The sequence below is a fragment of the Idiomarina rhizosphaerae genome, from assembly GCF_024159085.1.
Taxonomy (GTDB): domain Bacteria; phylum Pseudomonadota; class Gammaproteobacteria; order Enterobacterales; family Alteromonadaceae; genus Idiomarina; species Idiomarina rhizosphaerae.
Genome location: NZ_JAMZDE010000008.1, coordinates 35,942 through 55,891, shown reverse-complemented (window position 1 = coordinate 55,891; position 19,950 = coordinate 35,942). Strand labels below are relative to the sequence as shown.

The 19,950-nt window shown below is 45.6% G+C and carries 13 protein-coding genes and 1 tRNA gene; 2 read left to right on the top strand and 12 right to left on the bottom strand.

Translation table 11 applies throughout. The features are described 5' to 3' along the window. The first annotated feature begins 74 nt into the window (after positions 1-74). A complete protein-coding gene (gene fabA / locus NJR55_RS10600) occupies positions 75-587 on the top strand; it encodes a 3-hydroxyacyl-[acyl-carrier-protein] dehydratase FabA (protein WP_011234533.1) in 513 nt (170 codons plus the stop codon). Between the two features lie 75 nt (positions 588-662). On the opposite strand, the gene rmf is transcribed toward fabA, so the two are convergent. The 5 genes from rmf to rlmKL all read right to left on the bottom strand — a co-directional run bounded on the left by rmf (position 663) and on the right by rlmKL (position 7,063). Then, positions 663-839, bottom strand: a complete 177-nt coding sequence (gene rmf, locus NJR55_RS10595) for a ribosome modulation factor (protein ID WP_011234532.1) — start codon at positions 837-839, stop codon at positions 663-665. A 174-nt stretch (positions 840-1,013) separates the two neighbouring features. Next, positions 1,014-2,759: a DUF3466 family protein gene (locus NJR55_RS10590; RefSeq protein ID WP_253619912.1), complete on the bottom strand. Its 1,746-nt coding sequence runs from the start codon at positions 2,757-2,759 to the stop codon at positions 1,014-1,016. A gap of 3 nt (positions 2,760-2,762) precedes the next feature. Further along, positions 2,763-4,709, bottom strand: coding sequence for an ATP-binding cassette ATPase Uup (uup, locus tag NJR55_RS10585; RefSeq protein WP_253619911.1), 1,947 nt, complete (start codon positions 4,707-4,709; stop codon positions 2,763-2,765). After that, positions 4,706-4,945 carry a glutaredoxin family protein gene (locus NJR55_RS10580; protein WP_011234529.1) on the bottom strand — a complete coding sequence of 80 codons (240 nt, stop codon included), beginning with the start codon at positions 4,943-4,945 and terminating at the stop codon, positions 4,706-4,708. The genes uup and NJR55_RS10580 overlap by 4 nt, the downstream gene beginning before the upstream one ends. 3 nt (positions 4,946-4,948) lie before the next feature. Further along, complete coding sequence (gene rlmKL / locus NJR55_RS10575) at positions 4,949-7,063, bottom strand: bifunctional 23S rRNA (guanine(2069)-N(7))-methyltransferase RlmK/23S rRNA (guanine(2445)-N(2))-methyltransferase RlmL (protein ID WP_253619910.1); 2,115 nt, start codon at positions 7,061-7,063, stop codon at positions 4,949-4,951. Between the two features lie 202 nt (positions 7,064-7,265). On the opposite strand from rlmKL, the gene NJR55_RS10570 reads away from it, so the two are divergent. After that, positions 7,266-7,342 (top strand) — tRNA-Met (locus tag NJR55_RS10570). Between the two features lie 113 nt (positions 7,343-7,455). Here NJR55_RS10570 and NJR55_RS10565 read toward each other — a convergent pair. From NJR55_RS10565 to NJR55_RS10535, 7 genes are all read right to left on the bottom strand, one after another. Next, positions 7,456-8,010 (bottom strand): cell division protein ZapC domain-containing protein, encoded by a 555-nt coding sequence (locus NJR55_RS10565; protein ID WP_253619909.1) that lies wholly within the window; start codon positions 8,008-8,010, stop codon positions 7,456-7,458. Positions 8,011-8,074: 64 nt separating this feature from the next. Then, positions 8,075-9,079, bottom strand: a complete 1,005-nt coding sequence (pyrD, locus tag NJR55_RS10560; RefSeq protein WP_253619908.1) for a quinone-dependent dihydroorotate dehydrogenase — start codon at positions 9,077-9,079, stop codon at positions 8,075-8,077. Beyond that, the gene (locus tag NJR55_RS10555; protein WP_253619907.1) at positions 9,079-13,926 is read right to left on the bottom strand and encodes an NAD-glutamate dehydrogenase; all 4,848 of its coding nucleotides are present in this window, start codon (positions 13,924-13,926) and stop codon (positions 9,079-9,081) included. Before NJR55_RS10555 ends, pyrD begins: the two co-directional genes overlap by 1 nt. Before the next feature lie 196 nt (positions 13,927-14,122). Continuing rightward, positions 14,123-14,350, bottom strand: coding sequence for a DUF2835 domain-containing protein (locus tag NJR55_RS10550; protein ID WP_338034535.1), 228 nt, complete (start codon positions 14,348-14,350; stop codon positions 14,123-14,125). A 23-nt stretch (positions 14,351-14,373) separates the two neighbouring features. Continuing rightward, positions 14,374-16,965: an aminopeptidase N gene (gene pepN / locus NJR55_RS10545; protein ID WP_253619905.1), complete on the bottom strand. Its 2,592-nt coding sequence runs from the start codon at positions 16,963-16,965 to the stop codon at positions 14,374-14,376. 58 nt (positions 16,966-17,023) lie between these two features. After that, positions 17,024-18,478, bottom strand: coding sequence for a Na+/H+ antiporter NhaC (nhaC, locus tag NJR55_RS10540; protein WP_253619904.1), 1,455 nt, complete (start codon positions 18,476-18,478; stop codon positions 17,024-17,026). 12 nt (positions 18,479-18,490) lie between these two features. After that, complete coding sequence (locus NJR55_RS10535; RefSeq protein WP_253619903.1) at positions 18,491-19,876, bottom strand: sodium-dependent transporter; 1,386 nt, start codon at positions 19,874-19,876, stop codon at positions 18,491-18,493. Positions 19,877-19,950: the final 74 nt, after the last annotated feature.

Below are 19,950 nucleotides of genomic sequence, written 5' to 3'. Positions count from 1 at the left end.
TTGTCGGATTTGTCTAGCGTACAGTTGTACGCTAGACTGCTGCCTAGCTTTTTGAACAATTAATTAGGGTATTTATGAATCAATCGAGCTTTACTCGTGAAGAACTTCTCGCCTGCAGTCGCGGGGAAATGTTTGGTCCTGGTAACAGTAAGTTGCCGGCACCTAATATGTTGATGATGGATCGCATCATTGAAATTAACGAAGACGGCGGATCGGCCGGGAAAGGTTTTATTCATGCCGAGCTCGATATTAATCCTGACCTTTGGTTTTTTGATTGTCACTTTAAAGGTGACCCGGTAATGCCTGGCTGTTTGGGTCTTGATGCTATGTGGCAGCTGCTTGGCTTTCACCTGGCGTGGTCTGGTGGCCCGGGGCGCGGTCGTGCATTAGGTGTTGGTGAAGTTAAGTTCACCGGGCAAATTCTGCCGGAACACAAAAAAGTCAGTTACTTTATTGATATGACACGAGTTATCAAACGTAAACTATTTATGGGCGTGGGTAATGGTCGTGTTGAAGTGGACGGTCGCGAAATTTACACAGCCAAAGACTTAAAAGTTGGCTTGTTCACCGATACTTCTACTTTCTAATAATACCTCTTTAAATGCAGAAAACGCCGATGCTTTCGCTATCGGCGTTTTTTTAGTCTTTAATATCTCTGACAATCAGCGGAATAAGCCGGTATTTCGGGCTTCCATTGCATCTCGCCAACCTCCCAGCCAGTGGGAACGAAAATCATCCTGGGTCTGATAAGGACAGTTGTCTTTTGAGCGACCATGCAAACCAGCTTTAAAGCCTTGAGTATGTGCTCTTTCAAAGCGATCGCGCTTTTGTCTTTTCATAGATCTATCCCTCGCCTGTTATTCACAGATTATTATTTAGAGAGTTGAGACATTTTTGCTGCCTCATTACTATTGATAGACTTATTTGGTGAGAGTTCAATTGTAAAAGCAGCACAGTATCCATTGACTTTTTTTAACGGATTGAAACTGTGCTACTTTTTATTTCAAGACCTATTATGATTTTTTGGTCTTAAGGAAGGCTCTTCTTCTTATTCCGGTAATAAGCAAACCTAAGGTGCCAAATCCAAGTAGCGAGCCAAGCCCAACTGCAGCGCCCTGACGCTCTACCGGTTCTTCGTTGTCAGTACAGTTATTAAGTTCGCCTTCAATAGGATCGAGCTTTATATTGACCAGAATTTCACGGGTTTGGGTTTCCCCTTCTTCATCTGTATATTCTTCAGTTTTAAGCGCCGTAGCAATAATTTCACCGTTTTCGGTAATATCATTGGCATCAACAATATTGTATTCGCTGTCACAGCTAATGGTATTGTTCAGGTTGATAATTTGCGGTGCTTCCTCACTCATATCATAGTAAAAACCAGCACGGGCACGAACTTGAGACAATGTAGGGTCAACCTCTGCTGTTCCCACCATTTCTCCGTTATCATTGATACTGCGAACGATGGTCGACGCGCCATTAAAGAAACTGTCAAGAATTGTCAGCTCGCCCGCATCAACATCATAATAGAAACCGTAGCTTCGCAACGTTCCTGCAGGACGCTTGGTCAAATGGCCGACAGCAATATTCGAATCATTGATGTCTGTTGCAGCTCCCCACAAATAAACAGGGTCTTCAGTGACAGGCAGCGCCTCTTGATTCTGGAAAATTGCAGGCATACGAATAGCGCCGCGAGCGGGGTGATAAGTCCAGCTTTGCCCTACTGCGATATCGTTGTTATTAACGGCGTAAGCATAACTCGAGAAGTCATTTTCGTCGTCGCTTCTTCTTTCTACCAAAGTTGGTAATTCAACTTCTTCAATGACCTCACCACTAGCATCAAACTGCCATAACTTTCCGCGAATGTCATAGATAGAACGGCCCGCATTGTAACCTGAACGGGGACGGCTATAGCGATAACGGCTGTTAGTAAAGGCAGCTATATTCGACGCATCGGCGTTTTGCAGGCCTCTCCAGATGCCCCATACACAAACTTCTAAAGGTTGTGATGCACTGGCAACTTCGGGATCTTCACAGCTTTCTTCAATTCGAGTCGTTGCGGCAGGGCTTAAAGCAACGCTTTCATAACCGGCAGCGAGCCCGCTGTCGTTTATATCAAAAATAGCACTTTCACCACCCAGGTAATCCTGGGCTTGTGGTTCAACCACATTAGATATGCCGTTGTTGTACCACATTCCGCGACTTAAAAAGTCTGATACAAAGTACTCTGCAGTCTCAGTTTCATCTTCAGAGTTGGTATATTCATGTTCAATAAGCTCAAACGGTGCACTAGTGACACCCACGGCTGTATTGGCATTATTAATTGAGTATAAGAAGCTGTCGACGCTATTAGCGAGTTGATCCGCAGTTGCTGGCACTGCGTTAACGGCGCTGCTGGTTCCGTTGTAGATGAAGGCCTGGTTCAATCCAATACGTTGAGTCTGAAGGCTACTATTTGCATAGTTTCCCAGGTTTTCTACAATTGCCTGATACTGAGCAATTGTCAGTTCTTCGCCATCTTCAGGGTCAAAACCTATCTGCGTGAGTAGTCGAGTGGGAACTTTAGAGAAATCAATTTCGACATTTTCGGGAAAACGCGCAACACCAACAATTTGCCCACTCGCGTTAATACTTTGCGGGATACTGCTTCGGTAATTATTCAAAGTTTCAATTGTTTCAATGTTATAAGTGTCTGCTGCAGATGCAAAAGAAACTGTTGAAACAATTGCTATGGTAAGTGACTTCAACGTAAATGATTTCATTAACTAACTACTCTGTTCTGATAAGTTTTCCAGTTCTTCCCAGCGCTCCAGATCCTGCATCAACTGCCCTTCAATTTCGGCAATTTGAGTCATTACTGGTTCGGTTTTTTCTAATGGCTGTTCGAAGAACCCCGGTTCATTCATTAACTGTTGTAATTCTTCAAGTTTTGCTTCTTTTTCTGCAATAACTTTGGGTAACTGCTCTAATTCGCGTTGCAATTTATAGGATAACTTCTTCCGCGGTTTGTCTGAACCTTTGTCTGCGGTTTTTCCTTTATTTTGCGAACTTTTGTTGCTGTCAGACTCTTTAGCTGCCGCTTTGGTTCCATTGCTATGAAATGAATTTTCAGCTTTTGCCGCTAAATAGTGGTTTAACTCGGTAAAACCACCAATAATTTCCGTAATAACACCCTCACCTTCAAAATACAGCACACTGGTCGCCGTATTATCGACAAATTCCCTGTCGTGACTGACCAATAGAACCGTGCCCTGATAATTCGCAACAATTTGTTCAAGCAACTCTAAGGTTTCAATATCAAGATCGTTGGTTGGTTCATCCAGTACCAGAATATTACTGGGTTTAAGCAGTATTTTCGCTAACAACGCCCGGTTCCTTTCACCGCCGGAAAGCGCGCGAACGGGGGTTCGTGACTGTTTTGGTGAAAACAGGAAGTCCTGCAAATAGCTTAGAATATGGCGGCTACGCCCCTGAAACTCTATGTCCTGCTTGCCGTCACCAACGTTGTCCATAACGGTTTGTTCAGGGTCCAGCTGCGCCCGGTGTTGATCAAAGTAAGCGACTTCCAGATTAGTGCCTAGCTGAACCTTACCACTGTCCACTTCCTGCATACCGAGAATAACTTTAATCAGCGTACTCTTACCGCAACCATTAGGTCCGACAAAGGCCACTTTGTCGCCACGCATCAACAAGAGATCCAGGTCGTTAATAATGGGCTTGTCACCGAAGCGTAAAGCCATATTTTCGCCTTCAAAGACTTTCTTACCGGAACGTGAAGACTCGTTCACTGCCAGATTTGCCTTACCCTGAAGTTCGCGTCTTTGCTGACGTTGCTTACGTAAATCCTGCAATGCGCGTACCCGCCCTTCGTTACGAGTACGACGCGCTTTAACGCCCTGGCGTATCCAGGTCTCTTCAGCTGCCAGCTTTTTATCGAATTCGGCGTTATGGCTTGCTTCAACTTCCAGTGCTTCCTGCTTTTTCTGCAAGTAGGTATCGTAGCTGCCTGGGTAACTGGTTAAATGTCCGCGGTCTAAATCAATAATTCGTGTGGCCAAACGACGGATAAATGCCCGGTCGTGACTAATAAATAACACGGCGCCGGAAAAGTTGACGACTTGCTCTTCTAACCAACGCACCATTTCAATATCCAAGTGGTTGGTCGGTTCGTCTAACAGTAAAATGTCCGGATCAACAACCAGAGCTCGAGCAAGCGCCACGCGACGCAACCAACCGCCGGAAAGTGCTGCCATGGTTTCATCTGCGGGTAATTGCAGCTGGGTTAAAACCTGCTCAATACGGGTATTCACTTGCCAGCCGTTAATGGTATCCAGTTGATTCTGCAGTTTGTCCATTTCGTCAAGCGTTGCGCTGCTGGGCGAGTCGGTAAGACTTGCAGACAATTCATGATAACGAGCCAACGCCTTGCCCGATTCAGCAAGAGCTTCTGCTACGTAGTCAAATACTCTCTGCTCGGACTGCTTGGGCGGATCCTGTGGCAAACGAGTGACTTTAGTATCACCCACCCACTGTATTTGTCCTGAATCTAAAACCACTTCATTATCTATGGCTTTTAAGAAAGTCGACTTACCCGCACCGTTGCGGCCGACTAAGCAAACTCTTTCACCGGCTTCAATGGTAAAATCAACACCGTCTAAAATGGCATCAGCGCCAAAGGCCAGGTGTGCATCCTGTACACGTAATAAACTCATTGCTCTACAAACTCCAGCAATTGATTAGCATCGAAAGGCCAACGCAACTCTGCGTCGTCTTTTCCCCGAATAAATACTGGTACTAACCAGCCATACTCTTCTTGCAGCTCCTGCTGTTCGGCAATGTCAACTACTCCAAGTTCAACCGGCTCTTCCAGGTCAAGCGAATGCAGTAACTGAATAGCCTGAGTACAAAGCGGACAGTTTGGTTTCGTAAGCAAATAAAACGCAGACATTAATTAAGCCCGTGAAATAATATAATAATGATGAATACCTTTATGGCGTTTGAAGTCCTCGGGTATTGAGGCCTGGGTCTGATCATTTACTTCAAGACCGGCTTTATCCAGGCCTTCGGTGTCGATGCGGAATTTCTTTCTATTGTTAGAAAATAAAATCACGCCATCCTCTTTCAACATTCCCGTGGCGGTTTTTATCAAACCAACGTGGTCACGCTGTATGTCCAGAGTTCCGCTCATCCGTTTTGAGTTACTAAAGGTGGGCGGATCAAGGAAAATAACGTCGAACAGTTGTTTGCCACGTTGTTCCCGCATCCAGCTAAAGCAGTCAGCCTGAATAAACTGGTAGTCGCCCCGTAAGCGGTTTAAGGCAAAGTTACGCTCGCCCCACTTCAGGTAAGTTTTCGACATATCAACAGAAACTACTCGTGCGGCTCCGGCTCTGGCAGCCTGAACAGAGGCTGTGCAGGTATAGGCGAATAAATTCAGCACATCCAATTCTTCGCATTTATCCAGTAGCTCTTTACGTACCAATCTGTGGTCCATAAATAAGCCGGTATCAAGGTAATCAGTTAAATTCACCTCGAACTTGGCGCCGTATTCATTAACCGTTAACACCGTGCTGTCCTGCGATTGCTTTTCGTATTGCTGCTTACCGCTTTGGCGCTGGCGGCGTTTTAGAATAATTTTATCTTCTGACACCGGTAAGGCTGAACTCAAAGACTCGAGCATGAACCACAAACGGTCATTGGCAACGCCTTCAGGAATGTCTTTTGGAGCTGCGTATTCCTGTACAACCACGTAATCCTGGTAAATATCGATAGCGGCGTTGTACTCAGGAATGTCGGCATCATAAACACGCCAGCAATCCAGTCCTTCTTTATTTGCCCACTTGCTTAATTTCGCGTAATTCTTTTTAACCCTGTTAACCAGGTCATCAGCTTGACTCTCTGCGAAGTCAGGTTGCTCTTTAGTTAAGTCGTAAAGTGCCAAATTAACTGGAATTGCACCGTTTAACAGCGGGTATTTCTTATGGCTGCGCAGTTTCAAGCGTTTTAGTAGCTGCTCGTCTCCCGCCAGTACCGCTATATGCCAATTGTGGAAAGTGTCTTTTAATTGACGGCCAAAACGACGATACAACAGCAAAGTTTCAACGGCCTCACCCAGACGTTCACCGTAAGGAGGATTACAGACTAACAGGCCACTTTCCGCCGGTGCTTCGCAGTTTGTTGCATCCGCAACTTCAAACTCTATAACTTCATGCAATAGCACACGCCTGGCGTTATCTTTGGCTTTAGCCACCAGGTGCGGGTTGTTGTCAGAGCCTTTCAACTGACCTTTAAAGTTTTTCTTACCCTCTTTAAAGCGCTGCTCAGCCTGCTCTAGCACGTCGTGCCATAATTGCGGCGAATGTTCATGCCAAAACAAAAAGCCCCAATGCGCGCGGCTCAAGCCTGGCGCGTGATCCATTGCCATCATGGCGGCTTCAATGACTAAGGTACCCGAGCCACAAAATGGGTCAAAAATAACCGGTTCGTCTTTTTCCAATTCGTTTTTGATGCCTGCGCGGACCAATATGGCGGCAGCTAAGGTCTCCCGTAGCGGTGCTTCGCCCTGCTGCAAGCGATATCCCCTTTTGTGCATACCATCACCGGTAAAGTCTAAAGACCAGGTGAGCTTGTCTTTATGTACTCGCACGGCAATACGAATGTCGGGATCCTGCTTATCGATACTGGGGCGTTCAAATCCGCTATCGCGGAAGTTGTCGACAATGCAGTCTTTTACTAATTGCGCGCCAAACTGGGTATGACGAATATCGTCATTACCACCGGAAAAATCGACAACAAAGGTTCTTTTGGCATCGAATACATCACTCCATGAAAACTCAGTCAGCGCCTGCTTTATATCATCCAGACTGGTTATCTCTTTTTCACCGAGCTGAAGCAGCATACGGCTTGCTAACCTGGACCACATAGCCACGGTATAAGCCTGCTGTAAATCGGCCTCAATATAGCAGCCCGCAAGGGTTTGCTTAACATGACTTAAATTGAACTCTTGCAACTCATCAAACAAAAGCCCTTCAAGACCTTTGGAGCACGCAATAAAAAAACGATACATAGAAACTTCGCCTAAAAAATTAAGGGAACAATTATAACGGAGAGCTCAGTGGCTGTCTGTAATTCCAGCTGAAATAAGGGAATTACAAAGAGAATGGCTAATAAAACAGCAGTTAAACCGTATTTGTATAAATACTATGCGGTTGGTTTAAATAAAGCTTGCGCGGCACGAATTATGACTATACTATGCGCTCTCAATCGGACGCGGGGTGGAGCAGTCTGGTAGCTCGTCGGGCTCATAACCCGAAGGTCGTAGGTTCAAATCCTGCCCCCGCAACCAACGTCCGGAACTAGAATTCAGTAATACCTTCCTGCTAAGCACTCTTTCTTTGAGTAAATTACCCAAATAAGCCTGAAAATACACTTAAATCTTAAGCTTTACACTTAAAGCAATTACGCCAGTTGTTGTCCCCAGTTAGACTGAGCTGACAAAGCTAAATCAACTGTTGCTGGTAACAAGCGGTTTAAGGTGACCTTAATGACATGGTACTGACGCAGCGATTTAATCGCAGAAAGCTGCATGCCCTCACTTAATAGTAAGCAAGTCGCAAATTCATCATCGGTATCAAGAATTAAGAACAGCCCCTGATCAAAACCTGAGTTCAATTCGCATAAACGCCGCTCTACCGGCCATTCACTAATATCAGATTTTTGAAAATGCCAACTTTGTGGCATTTGAGGACGACCAAAGCGACACCAGGCAGTTGCATTAAGAGCAGCATTTTGCGGTGCGCAAGGCATTTTATCGGCAGGGTAAGCCTCTAATGTTTCACTAACGTTCTGGAAGTTTGTCGCGTCTTCAATATCCATCATTTGTTCATTAAAGTGAATATTGACTAGCTGACTCGGTTTGTAAGGCGTATCAAATACGTCGGTATCACTTAGCTTAACGCTAAGCTTGCCGCTTTCTGTATTGAATAACCATAACCAATGGGATTCCGATTCCACGATGTTAGCCTTTATTATTAGAAGAATTTAAGCTTTGCGATAAGATACTAAAGTCACTTAAGCATTACAAGTGACTAACAATTGAGCGAATTAGCCCTGAGCCTTGATAGATAAACCCAGTGTAAACTTGCACCAGGCTCGCTCCAGCCTTGAGTTTGGCCTCTGCTGACTCAACTGAATCGATACCACCAACGCCAATTATCGGTATTTTTCTTTGCAAAGTTTTACACAACAGCTCTATCACTCGAGTACTTTTATCCTGAAGTGGTTTACCACTTAAGCCCCCTGCTTCGCCGGCCTGACTGCTTTGCAATCCGTCACGCGACAAAGTTGTATTGGTTGCTATTACGCCGTCCATTTCATTTTTTAACAATGACTGCGCCATGACTTCAACTTCATGATCTTCAAGATCCGGAGCTATTTTAACCACCAGCGGCACGTAGCGATCATGCTCTTTTGCCAAAGTCAGCTGAGCCGTTTTAAGGCTGGACAATAAGCCATCAAGACTGGAGCCGTGCTGAAGGTTTCTTAAACCCGGAGTATTAGGAGACGAAATGTTAATCGTGACGTAGTCTGCGTAAGGATAAACCTTATTCAGACAGGCAAGGTAGTCATCAATGGCCTGCTCTTCCGGCGTGTTTTTGTTTTTACCGATATTAATGCCTAACACACCTTTATAAGAAGACGCTTTGACATTTTTAACAAGCTCATCAACCCCATGGTTATTAAAACCCATGCGGTTAATAATTGCTTCGTCTTCGGTCAAGCGGAATAAACGAGGCTTATCATTACCCGGCTGAGCTACAGGTGTCACTGTACCCACTTCAATAAAGCCAAAACCCATCTGAGAAAATGCGTCTATACACTCGGCATTTTTATCAAGCCCCGCGGCTAAACCGACCGGGTTAGGGAAATCAATTCCCATAACCCGGACCGGTTTGCTGGGTACGTTTTGTTTCCAGAACAGCGACAACGGTGTGCGATGCCATTTACTCAGGATCCCGAGCATTAATTCGTGCGTTTTCTCAGGATCCTGACGGAACAACAATGGCTTTATAAGGTTGTACATTAACTGATCACTTTAGGTGCACAGTTGTGGCTTAACAGCATAAGCTCGCGCAAAGCAACCGAGAACTTAGCAAACTCGTGGCTCTTCGTTGTACGGAAATCGGATAGCATTTGCTGCCAGCGCGATAACAGTACTTCGTTTTGCTCTATCCACTCGCTGATCATCTTCTCCGGGTCGCTCACGTCTGGTGTTGAACGCAGTACAACTTGAGTTAACGAACGTTGCTGCCAGTCGAGCTCTTCGCGGAATGCCGCTCTTGCAAGGGCTTGCCAGTGGTTCGCCACAGGTTGGTTATTAATTTGTATTAAGAACCAATGTAAGTTTATTTCCGCACCCAGGCGGAAGTAAAGCGTACCAACCGTCTTGAACGACTGTCCTGTTTCATTAGCAACTTCAGCAAGATCCATGGCAGAAAATACCGTGCTCAGGCTTGCAACTTGTTTGGCCAACTTGGCCGGGAAGCCATGTTCTTTGTACTTCTCTATCGTTTCTTCAATGACTTTAGCTTCATCTTCAACCATATACTTGAGGCTGTTCTCGCGTAAGTCGTCAAATGCACCCATGTAGAAATCTAAGTGTTCCTGAATGCCACTCAGCGCTGGGTTGCGGTGACGCAAGAACCAACGAGTTGCGCGGCGAACCATACGACGAAGCTGGAATAAAACCTCATTCTGAACTTCTGCAGGCACTTTATTATTCAGCGCTTCAATCTGTCCCCACAGTTCTTCAACTTTAAAACACTCGCGGGCTACCACATAAGCAGAAGCAATTTCAGCAACTGTCGAGCCGGTTGCCTCCTGCTTGCGGAAAACAAAGTTTGGCCCCATATCGTTAACGATATTATTGGCAAGCTTAGTTGCAATAATCTGACCTTTCAGCGGATGAGATACCATGCTGTCAGCAAAACGCTCACGTAAAGCCTCCGGGAAAGAGTCAAAAAGTTCACGCATGTGGTACGGGTCTTCCGTAATTTCATCCGTTATCAGCTGCTCTTTAAGAACCATCTTTCCGTAAGCTGTAATAATTGACAGTTCCGGACGTGTTAAGCCCTGGTTCGTTGCCTGACGCTCAACTAATTCATCATCATCTGGCAAAAACTCAAGCTGACGATTCAACGAATGCTCGCGCTCTAGGTGATGAATAAACCGAGTGTATTCTTTAACTTGATCGGTGCCACGCAATGCTGTTACCGAAATTGACTGTGTCTGTCTGTTACAGTCATCCAGTACAATTTTCGCGACATCATCGGTCATATCGTAAAGCAGTTTATCGCGTTGCTTCTTCGTCAGATCGCCGCTGTTAACTAAACCGTTAAGTAAGATTTTAATATTAACTTCGTTATCTGAGCAGTCCACGCCACCCACGTTATCGACAAAGTCGGTGTTGACTCGCCCACCATTTTGCGCAAATTCAATACGCCCTAACTGGGTAAAGCCTAAGTTGCCGCCCTCACCGATAATTTTTGCGTTCAGTTCACGACCATTCACGCGCAAGGCATCGTTAGCGCGGTCACCAACATCGCTGTCGGTTTCGGCTTTGCCTTTAACGTAAGTACCGATACCACCATTCCAGATAAGATCAACTTCCATAGTTAAGCAGGCTTTGATCAAATCATTCGGGGTCATTGATTTTTTCTGGGTACCCAGCATTTTCTTAATTTCAGGTGTTAGCTCAATAGCTTTTGCACTTCTTGAGAAAATACCACCACCTTTTGAAATCAGTTCGCGGTTGTAATCATCCCAGCTTGAACGAGGCATTTTGAATAAACGATCACGCTCTTCCCAGGATTTCGCAGCGTCTGGTTCCGGGTCAATAAAGATATGCAAGTGGTTAAATGCCGCTTGTAAGCGCGTATGCTTGGACAGTAGCATGCCGTTACCAAACACATCGCCGCCCATGTCACCAATACCAACACAGGTAAAGTCGGTGGTTTGACAATCGATACCCATTTCGCGGAAATGGCGTTTAACTGATTCCCAGGCACCACGAGCGGTAATACCCATTTTCTTGTGGTCATAGCCAACGGAGCCGCCCGATGCAAAGGCATCACCCAACCAGAAGTTATATTCAGCTGAAATACCGTTAGCGATATCAGAGAAAGTTGCAGTACCTTTATCGGCGGCAACAACCAGGTATGGGTCGTCTTCGTCGCGACGAACAACACTTTCCGGCGGAACAATTTCGCCTTCAACAATGTTATCGGTAATATCCAGTAACGCACGGATAAAGGTTTTATAGCACTCTTTACCCTCGGCCATCATGCCTTCTCTGTCTTCCGGTAAGGCTTTACAAATAAAGCCGCCTTTTGCACCCACAGGTACAATAACGGTGTTCTTCACTTGCTGAGCTTTTACCAGACCAAGTACTTCTGTACGGAAGTCTTCACGACGGTCTGACCAGCGCAAGCCGCCACGGGCCACTTTGCCGCCACGAAGATGCACACCTTCGACTCTCGGTGAGTAAACAAAAATTTCAAACTTAGGTAACGGTAACGGCATTTCCGGTACCAGTTCAGGCAAGAACTTAACCGAAATATAAGGTTTGTCGTTGCCCTGCTCGTCTTCCTGGAAGAAGTTGGTACGTAAAGCCGCATCAATCAGTTCGACATAACGACGAATAATACGGTCGTCGTCGAGGTTGGCAACGTTATCCAGCTCGGTATTAATGCGGGTATGAAGGGCTTCGAGCTTTTTCTCGACACCTTTTGTACCCGGTTCAAATTTGCTGTAAAACATTTTCACAACCAGCTTGGCCAGTAGAGGATACTTACTGAACGTACTCTCTATGTAGCTTTGGCTGAATGTGGTACCAATTTGGCGCATATACTTCGCAAACATACGCAAAATAGTTGCCTGACGGCCGTTCATGCCGGCACCTAGTACCAGGCGGTTAAAGCCATCGTCTTCCAGTTTACCGTTCCAGACTAACGCAAAGGCTTCCTGGAAGGTTTCACGACTCTCTTCAAGATTCAACGAACCTGCCGTGTGAAGCATGTGGAAATCAAGAACCCAGTAGACATCACCGTCGCCCGTTTTAATCTGGTAAGGGCTTTCGCCAATAACTCGTAACCCGAAGTTCTCGAGCATCGGCAATACGTCAGACAGATGAATCGGTTCATCTTTATGGAACAACTTCAAATGCAGATGCTTACTGTCGTCTTTTTCTTCCTGAGCACGGTATAACACCATACCCAGCTTATGTTCGTCGTTTAGCGATTCCAGTTGTTTTATGTCTGAAATTGCCACTGATGGTAAAACGTCTTCTTTATACGCACGGGGAAATGCCGTGGCGTATCGTTTATTTAAACGGGTGGCATTTGCTTCGCCGAAAGTGGACTGCAAAATACGTTCGAAGTTGTCTTCCCACGTGCGGGCCGCTTCAATTAAGTTCTGTTCTAATTCTTTCACGTTCACATCCTGATGGTCTTCGCTCAAACGCACGGTATAATGTGTTCTTGCTAACGAAGACTCTGAAAAATAGGTGGTAAAGTCGACGTCGTATTCGGTTTTCAATGTACGAGCCAACACACTTTGAGTACGTTGACGTAACAAGGTGTTGTAGCGCTCTTTTGGCACATAAACCATGCACGACATAAAACGGCCGAAAATATCACGGCGCAGAAAAGCGCGGGTCATATCGCGTTCTTGCATTTGCAACACACCCAGACCCACAGTTAGCAGATCGTCTTCTTCTGCCTGCACAATTTCATCACGCGGATAGGTCTCTAAAATATTCAACAGTGCTTTAGCCGCGTGAGACTGCGGAGCAAAGCCTGACATGTCTAATACGCGCGATATTTTCTCACTCACCAACGGGATATCACGTGCACTGTTGTTATAGAAGTTTGCCGAATACAAACCAATAAAACGGTCTTCGCCTATGACTTCGCCATCTTCATTAAAGCGTTTAACGCCAATGTAGTCGGAGTACGCCGGACGATGAACCCGCGATTTTGAGTTGGTTTTGGTCAACAGCAACAGACGTTCGTTGTGCGTTATTTCGCGCGCATCTTCCGGTAAGCTGGAAACCAAACGTCCTTTATCACTAACGGAGTTTTTCATTAACCCCAGACTGGAGTCTTTAACCTGTTTGAGTTCGTAGTCCCCTTTCACCGGAGTTAGCTCATAGGAACGGTAACCGGTTAACGTGAAGTTATCGTTGGCCAGCCACTGCAAAAATTGCTTAATTTCTTTCTTTTCTTTTTTTGAGCCCGGATAAAACTCTTGATCCAGTTGCTCTGAAACCGCCTGCAGACGTTGGCGCATAGCCTGCCAGTCTTCGACCGCAAGACTGATTTCTTCCATTACCGACACCAACTCAGTTTTTAACGTTTTTATTTCTTCTTTGCTGGTTTGGCGGTCTATTTCAATAAGAAAAACCGTGTCGACATAATTATCATCGCTACGGGTGCCCGGTTTCTGTAGTTCGGTAACCTGGCTGTTTTTATCCCGCTTATGACTCAACGGCATATGCAGTAATAAATGCGATGTAATGCCCAGACGAGCTAGCGCCATTCGCACTGAGTCGACCATAAACGGCATATCATTTTGAATAATTTCGATAATGGTATGAGGAGATTCCCAGCCGTCCGTAGGAACTTCCGGGTTATATACTTTTATCAGTGCTTTATCACCGGGCTTATACTCATTAAAGCTGTGCCATAAACCCAAAACCGCACCGTACATATCACTATCGTGGCGGTTAGTTAAATCATCACTGGCAATATTGCGATATAAGCGCTTGGCAAAATCTGCTACTAAGTGCGCTTGAGAGGCGGGAACTTTCTTATTTATCAATTCAACGACTTTTTCCAGTAAAACCGGAGATTGACTATCGACCAACGACATAATTGCAGAGTCCTTGAGGTTGTTGGTGAAACGTCGTAGGCAAGCCCAAATGCGGCCCACGGCCAGAGAATATATGATTGATGTTATTGTCGAACATTTACGCTGGGGTTTCAACGCTTATTCGCGCTAAAAACAGGTGTTTAGACCAGATATGGTAAGTAAAATAATATAACTATTTAGTTTAAATGAATGGACTCTAAGCCAGTCGTTTTAATCCCACGAACTTTTGCTGCTCATCAACCTGTAAAAGGAAGCGTCCGCGCACTCCCTGATTATCGATAAAAGGGATTAAACGCCCCGCGGGCAATGCTACCCGCGTGCCGTTAACGGTCGTTACTACAATTTGTTGATAACCCTTGCTGTAATAAACATCACAAAACTCCTGATAGCTCATACTTAGGTTAAAAACATACTCAATTATCACCGTTTCTTAATACCTTTAAATAATTATTCAGTTAGACAACTTTCTATTTTTTCAAATAAGTCACTGGCCAGGTTTGGCAATTGACGTAAAGATTCAAGCTGATTGTGCATTAATTGCTGGCGATTCTCATCGTACCGGCGCCAACTGACAAAAGCAGATAGCAGTCTTGAAGCAACCTGAGGGTTACTGGTATTCAATTGTTGAATGACTGAGCCTATCAGTTCATACCCTGCCCCGTCAGCTTTATGAAACTGAGGTTGATTCTGAGTGAACGCGGCAAGCAGTGAATACACCCGGTTTGGGTTTTTTAACGAAAAGTCGGGGTGCGTCATTAAATCTTTAACGCGCTCCACCGTAGCTTCGTTATTAGCAAGAGCCTGAGTGCTGAACCACTTGTCCATTACCAGTTTTTCGCCACGCCATTGCTGCTCAAACTTATTAAGTAAAGACTCGGCTGCAGAATGATTGGCCCACACTCCGGCCTGCATTGCACCCAGTTGATCAGTCAGGTTATCGGCCTGGTCAAACTGTTCTGTCAACTTATCGGTCGCAACGTCACCTAGCTCGGCTAAGTAACTCAAGCAAACCTGTTTCAGCTGCCGTTTGGCTATTTCATCACCCACTAACTGGTAGGCTTTTTCTGACTTACACGAACTCAGAAGCTGGCTGAAATCATTCTCCAGCGCAACTGCCAGTTGTGTTTTCAGTGATTTTAACTGAGTATTAATTGCTTCTACCGGAATGGTTTCATAATTATCAGCAATCGTTGAGGCTGAAGGCAGTGTTAAGGCCAGAGCTTTTAGTGCCGGATCTGTATTGGCCTGAAGCAGGTTCCGACATGCATCAGTAGTTTGTGCTGATAATTCGATAGCAGAATTATCATTAATTCCCTTTTCAATCATTCGGGTAAACAACGACTGTGCCGCATCCCACCGACTAAAGTCATCTTTGCTATGAGCCAGCAGTACCCGTAACTCGTCATCGCTTATGGTGCGCTTCACTTTAACTGGAGCAGAGAAATTATCGAATAAAGATAAAATGGGTTTCTCGGCAACATTATCAAAGGTAAAAGTCGTTTCATTCTCTTTTAAGTGCAATAAGTTATTATCACTTAATGACAGTTCTTCGCCCTGTTCGCTATAGGCTGACCATTTAACCGGAATATGAAAAGGTGCCTTTTGCTCTTGTCCGGGGGTAGACGCGGTTTCCTGTTTGAGCACCAAAGTCAGTCGCTTCGCATCTTTATCGTAAGACTGCTCCGCGGTTACAACCGGTGTTCCTGCCTGCGAGTACCAATGACGGAACCGACTGAAGTCTTCGCCATTTGCGTCTTCCATGGCCTGAACGAAATCTTCACAGGTTACAGCCTTACCATCATGACGCTCAAAATAAAGCTTCATGCCTTTCTGAAAACCCGACTCTCCCAATAAAGTATGGATCATCCGAATAACTTCAGCGCCTTTGTTATAGACCGTCACCGTATAAAAGTTATTCATTTGAACCACTTTATCCGGTCGAATCGGATGCGCCATGGGCCCGGCATCTTCAGCGAACTGGTGGCTGCGAATAACCCGGACATCCTGAATGCGGTTTACAGCTCTGGAGCCAAGATCTGAACTGAACTCCTGATCGCGAAAAACAGTCAGTCCTTCTTTTAAGCTCAATTGGAACCAGTCACGGCAGGTCACGCGGTTGCCTGTCCAGTTGTGGAAGTATTCGTGACCAATAACGGACTCAACGTTGAGAAAGTCCTGATCGGTTGCCGTCGCGGGATTAGCTAAAACGTACTTCGCATTGAAAACGTTCAGCCCTTTGTTTTCCATGGCGCCCATATTGAAGAAGTCGACGGCTACAATCATATAAATATCCAGATCGTAAACCAGGTCGAAACGCTCCTCGTCCCACTTCATCGCGTTCTTAAGCGACAACATGGCGTGGTCAGCTCTGTCCAGGTTGCCTTTATCGACAAAGAGCTCTAAATCGACGGTACGCCCTTCCCTGGTAGTAAATTCGTCACGTAATACATCGAAATTACCCGCGACAAGAGCAAACAGATAACAAGGCTTAGGAAAAGGGTCCTGCCAGGTTGCCATGTGCTTTCCGTTATCAAGATCCAGCTGTTTTATGCGGTTACCATTTGATAATAAGTATGGAAACTCTGCCTTATCGGCAATAATTGTGGTTGTAAATTTTGCCAGAACATCAGGCCGGTCGGGGTAATAAGTGATGCGCCTAAAGCCTTCTGCTTCGCACTGCGTACAGAAGGTGTTTTCAGCCAGGTACAGCCCTTCAAGCGCCTCATTAGCCGTTGGGTTAACGCTATTTTCAATTTCAAGGGTAAACGACTTGAGCGAAGTATTGAGTATCAGACTGTGCTCATTGCATTGATATGCATCCTCAGCAACGTCTTCACCATCGACTTTCAAGCTCAATAAGGTGAGTTGTTCCCCGTCGAGTACCAAAGGCTCTGCATGATCGCCTTGTCGTACAACTTTTAAGACGCTCGTTACCCGAGTTTCGGTTGGATGAAGATTAAAAGTTAAATCGACATCCGTTATTGTGAATTCAGGTTCTTGATAATCTTTACGATATTTAGCCTTTGGTAACTGTGTCATAGCTTCCTTCTGTATTTAGTTCTTAAGTAGCTCTCTTGCGTACGGCTGTTCGCTCTAATTAGGCTTCAGCCGTTTTATCTTTTGGATTCAAATACAAGATAGTCCAGCCGGTATAAGCAAGAATTATGGCTATTAGCGGAGTCAGGTAATTAAAGAACGCATAAATACCATATTCGAACGGACTAACCGCAAGTACTGAAAACATATAAGCTCCGCATGTATTCCAGGGAATGAGGGCCGATGTGATGGTACCACTATCTTCCAGAGTACGGGAAAGCACTCTGGGATCCAGATTGCGACGTTCATATTCTTCTTTGAACATACGCCCTGGCAGTACAATCGCCATATATTGGTCGGCGGTTAGTACGTTCGCACCAAAACAGGTAAAAATGGTTCCGGTAACCAGCGAACCGACACTCTTAGCTGACTTCAGCATGCCGCGGATAAAGCGTTCCAGCAGGCCAACTTTTTCCATAATGGCGCCAAAGGTCATGGCGCTTAAAATGAGCCAGACGGTATTTAACATTGATGACATACCGCCGCCGCTTAACAATGAATCAAGATTGGCACTGCCTGTACTCACCGCTACGCCATCTGATAACGCCAACCAAACCACTTTTAACGCGGCAATCCACCCCGCTTCTCCGGCTATTTGACTGACCATTTCAGGTTGAAAAATTAACGCCCACACGCCGCCGAGCAAGGCTCCGAAAAATACCGTGGGTAGCGCGGGTTTGCGTGTTGCGGCCAAATATAGCAAAACCGCCAAAGGAACCAGCATTTCCCAACCAACGTTAAAGGTCGCGTTTAGTTGTTCCTGCATTAGTTCCAGACGCTGTAAACTAACGTTGGTATCGGAGTTAAGACCAAGAATTAAGAACAGGGCTATTGAGATAGCAAAAGCAGGCCCTGCGGTATACCCCATATAACGGATGTGAGCGAACAACTCAGTTCCTGCAACGGCTGGCGCCAGGTTAGTGGTGTCAGACAAGGGTGACATTTTATCACCGAAGTACGCTCCGGAAACAATTGCACCGGCGGCGATACCAGGCTCTAACCCCATACCGGAAGCCACCCCCATTAATGCCACACCAATGGTTGCTGCGGTTGTCCACGAACTTCCGATAGACAGCGCTACCACGCCACAAATAATGCAACTTGCCGCATAGAATAAACTTGGATTTAACAGTTCCAGGCCAAAGTAAATTAATGTTGGAACCGTACCTGACAGTAACCAGGTACCGATTAACGAACCGACGGCAAGAATGATTAACATTGCGCCCAGGGCGACAGAAATCCCCTCGGTTATGCCCTCTTCTATTTGTTCCCAGCTAAAGCCGTTTTTAAAACCGATGATGACAGCAATACCGGCAGCCACTAACAAGGCTATCTGATTGGGTCCATAAGAGGAGTCTTCGCCAAATAAATAAACCGACGAAGACAACATTCCGATTAGCGCAAGTAAAGGAATCAGCGCCTGCAATAAACTGGGTGCTTTTGTTTTATGACTCATTAATTATTCAACCTAAAGTTTTATAAAGCCGATCAGCTGTAAAAAAATAATAATGATAGCGACTGGAGAAATATATTTAACGCACAGTAGCCAGACATCGAAGATGCCCTTTTTTGTATCCAGTTCGTCTTTCGTGAATTCCGAACGCATTACCCAGCCCGCTAATAAAGCGAGCAGCAAGCCGCCTAGCGGTAACAGGAAGCTCGACGTTAAAACGTCAATAATATCAAAGAGTGACTTAATTGGCTTACCTAACCACTCGGAGTCTAACTGAGCCCAGCCGGAGCCGGCAAATGAATGGATGGTCAACTGCCCCAGAAGCCATAGTACTCCGGCAGAAATTAAGGTTGCCGGCCAACGGCTTAAGGAAAATTTTTCTGAAACAAAGGCAACCGATGATTCAATCATGGCGATAGCGGAGGTAAACGCCGCAATGACCAGCATAATGAAGAATACGGTTCCAACAAAGCCTCCGGCAGGCATCTCACTGAAAGCTAAAGGTAACGTAGTAAAGATAAGACCCGGGCCTTCACTTGGCGTTAAGCCATAACCGAACACCAGAGGAAATATTGCCAGCCCCGCCAACAGCGCGACAAAAGTATCAATAACAGCAATCCAGACACTGGTTTGTACTATAGAGGTTTCTCGCGGTAAGTAAGCGCCGTACATAATCACAACGCCAGAAGCTAACCCCAGAGTGAAAAACGAGTGACCTAGCGCGACCATTACGCCGTTAACTGTCAACTTGCTGAAGTCAGGTTCAAACATAAAGCTAACAGCTGTGGAAAAATCCCCGATACTACCGGAATAAAGAGCAATACAAACCAGCAACACAATCATACAGGGAAGTAAGAAGCGTACTGATCTTTCCAGACCATTTTTTACCCCGTTGCCAACCACTAAAACGGTAGCGATAACAATCAAGCTGTGCCAGATCATCAATTCCCCGGGCGACGCTTGCAGAGCATCAAAGGTTTTTCCTACGGCTTCGGCTGAAGCATTGGTAAACACCCCTTGGGCGGCTTTAAAGACATAAGCCAGCGCCCAACCGGCTATAACCGCATAGAAACTTAACACCAGATAACCGGTTAACATTCCCAGCCAGCCTGCAACTTGCCATGCGGGATGCTTACCCGACTCTAAAGCTACCGATTTGGCTGCATAGCCTGGTGAGTGTCGGCCACGGCGACCAATAATCACCTCGGCCATCATAATTGGAATGCCAATGGCTAAAATACAAAGGAGGTACACCAGAACAAAGGCACCGCCTCCGTTCTCGCCCATTACGTAGGGAAACTTCCAAATATTGCCTAAACCAACAGCGGCTGCTGAAGAGGCCAGTATAAAACTTAACCGACTTGACCATCGGCTTGATATCGCCTGATTATTTGTTGTCATTATTATTAATCGTTTGTGTTCATTAACGCGCTATATGACCACAAAACTGGGGTCTATGACAAGCGCACAAAAAA

Excerpts from the sequence above, each read along its gene's own strand:
- fabA (WP_011234533.1), top strand. The coding sequence starts at position 75 with ATGAATCAATCGAGCTTTACTCGTGAAGAACTTCTCGCCTGCAGTCGC.
- rmf (WP_011234532.1), bottom strand. The coding sequence starts at position 839 with ATGAAAAGACAAAAGCGCGATCGCTTTGAAAGAGCACATACTCAAGGC.
- NJR55_RS10590 (WP_253619912.1), bottom strand. The coding sequence starts at position 2,759 with ATGAAATCATTTACGTTGAAGTCACTTACCATAGCAATTGTTTCAACA.
- uup (WP_253619911.1), bottom strand. The coding sequence starts at position 4,709 with ATGAGTTTATTACGTGTACAGGATGCACACCTGGCCTTTGGCGCTGAT.
- NJR55_RS10580 (WP_011234529.1), bottom strand. The coding sequence starts at position 4,945 with ATGTCTGCGTTTTATTTGCTTACGAAACCAAACTGTCCGCTTTGTACT.
- rlmKL (WP_253619910.1), bottom strand. The coding sequence starts at position 7,063 with ATGTATCGTTTTTTTATTGCGTGCTCCAAAGGTCTTGAAGGGCTTTTG.
- pyrD (WP_253619908.1), bottom strand. The coding sequence starts at position 9,079 with ATGTACAACCTTATAAAGCCATTGTTGTTCCGTCAGGATCCTGAGAAA.
- NJR55_RS10555 (WP_253619907.1), bottom strand. The coding sequence starts at position 13,926 with ATGTCGTTGGTCGATAGTCAATCTCCGGTTTTACTGGAAAAAGTCGTT.
- pepN (WP_253619905.1), bottom strand. The coding sequence starts at position 16,965 with ATGACACAGTTACCAAAGGCTAAATATCGTAAAGATTATCAAGAACCT.
- nhaC (WP_253619904.1), bottom strand. The coding sequence starts at position 18,478 with ATGAGTCATAAAACAAAAGCACCCAGTTTATTGCAGGCGCTGATTCCT.
- NJR55_RS10535 (WP_253619903.1), bottom strand. The coding sequence starts at position 19,876 with ATGACAACAAATAATCAGGCGATATCAAGCCGATGGTCAAGTCGGTTA.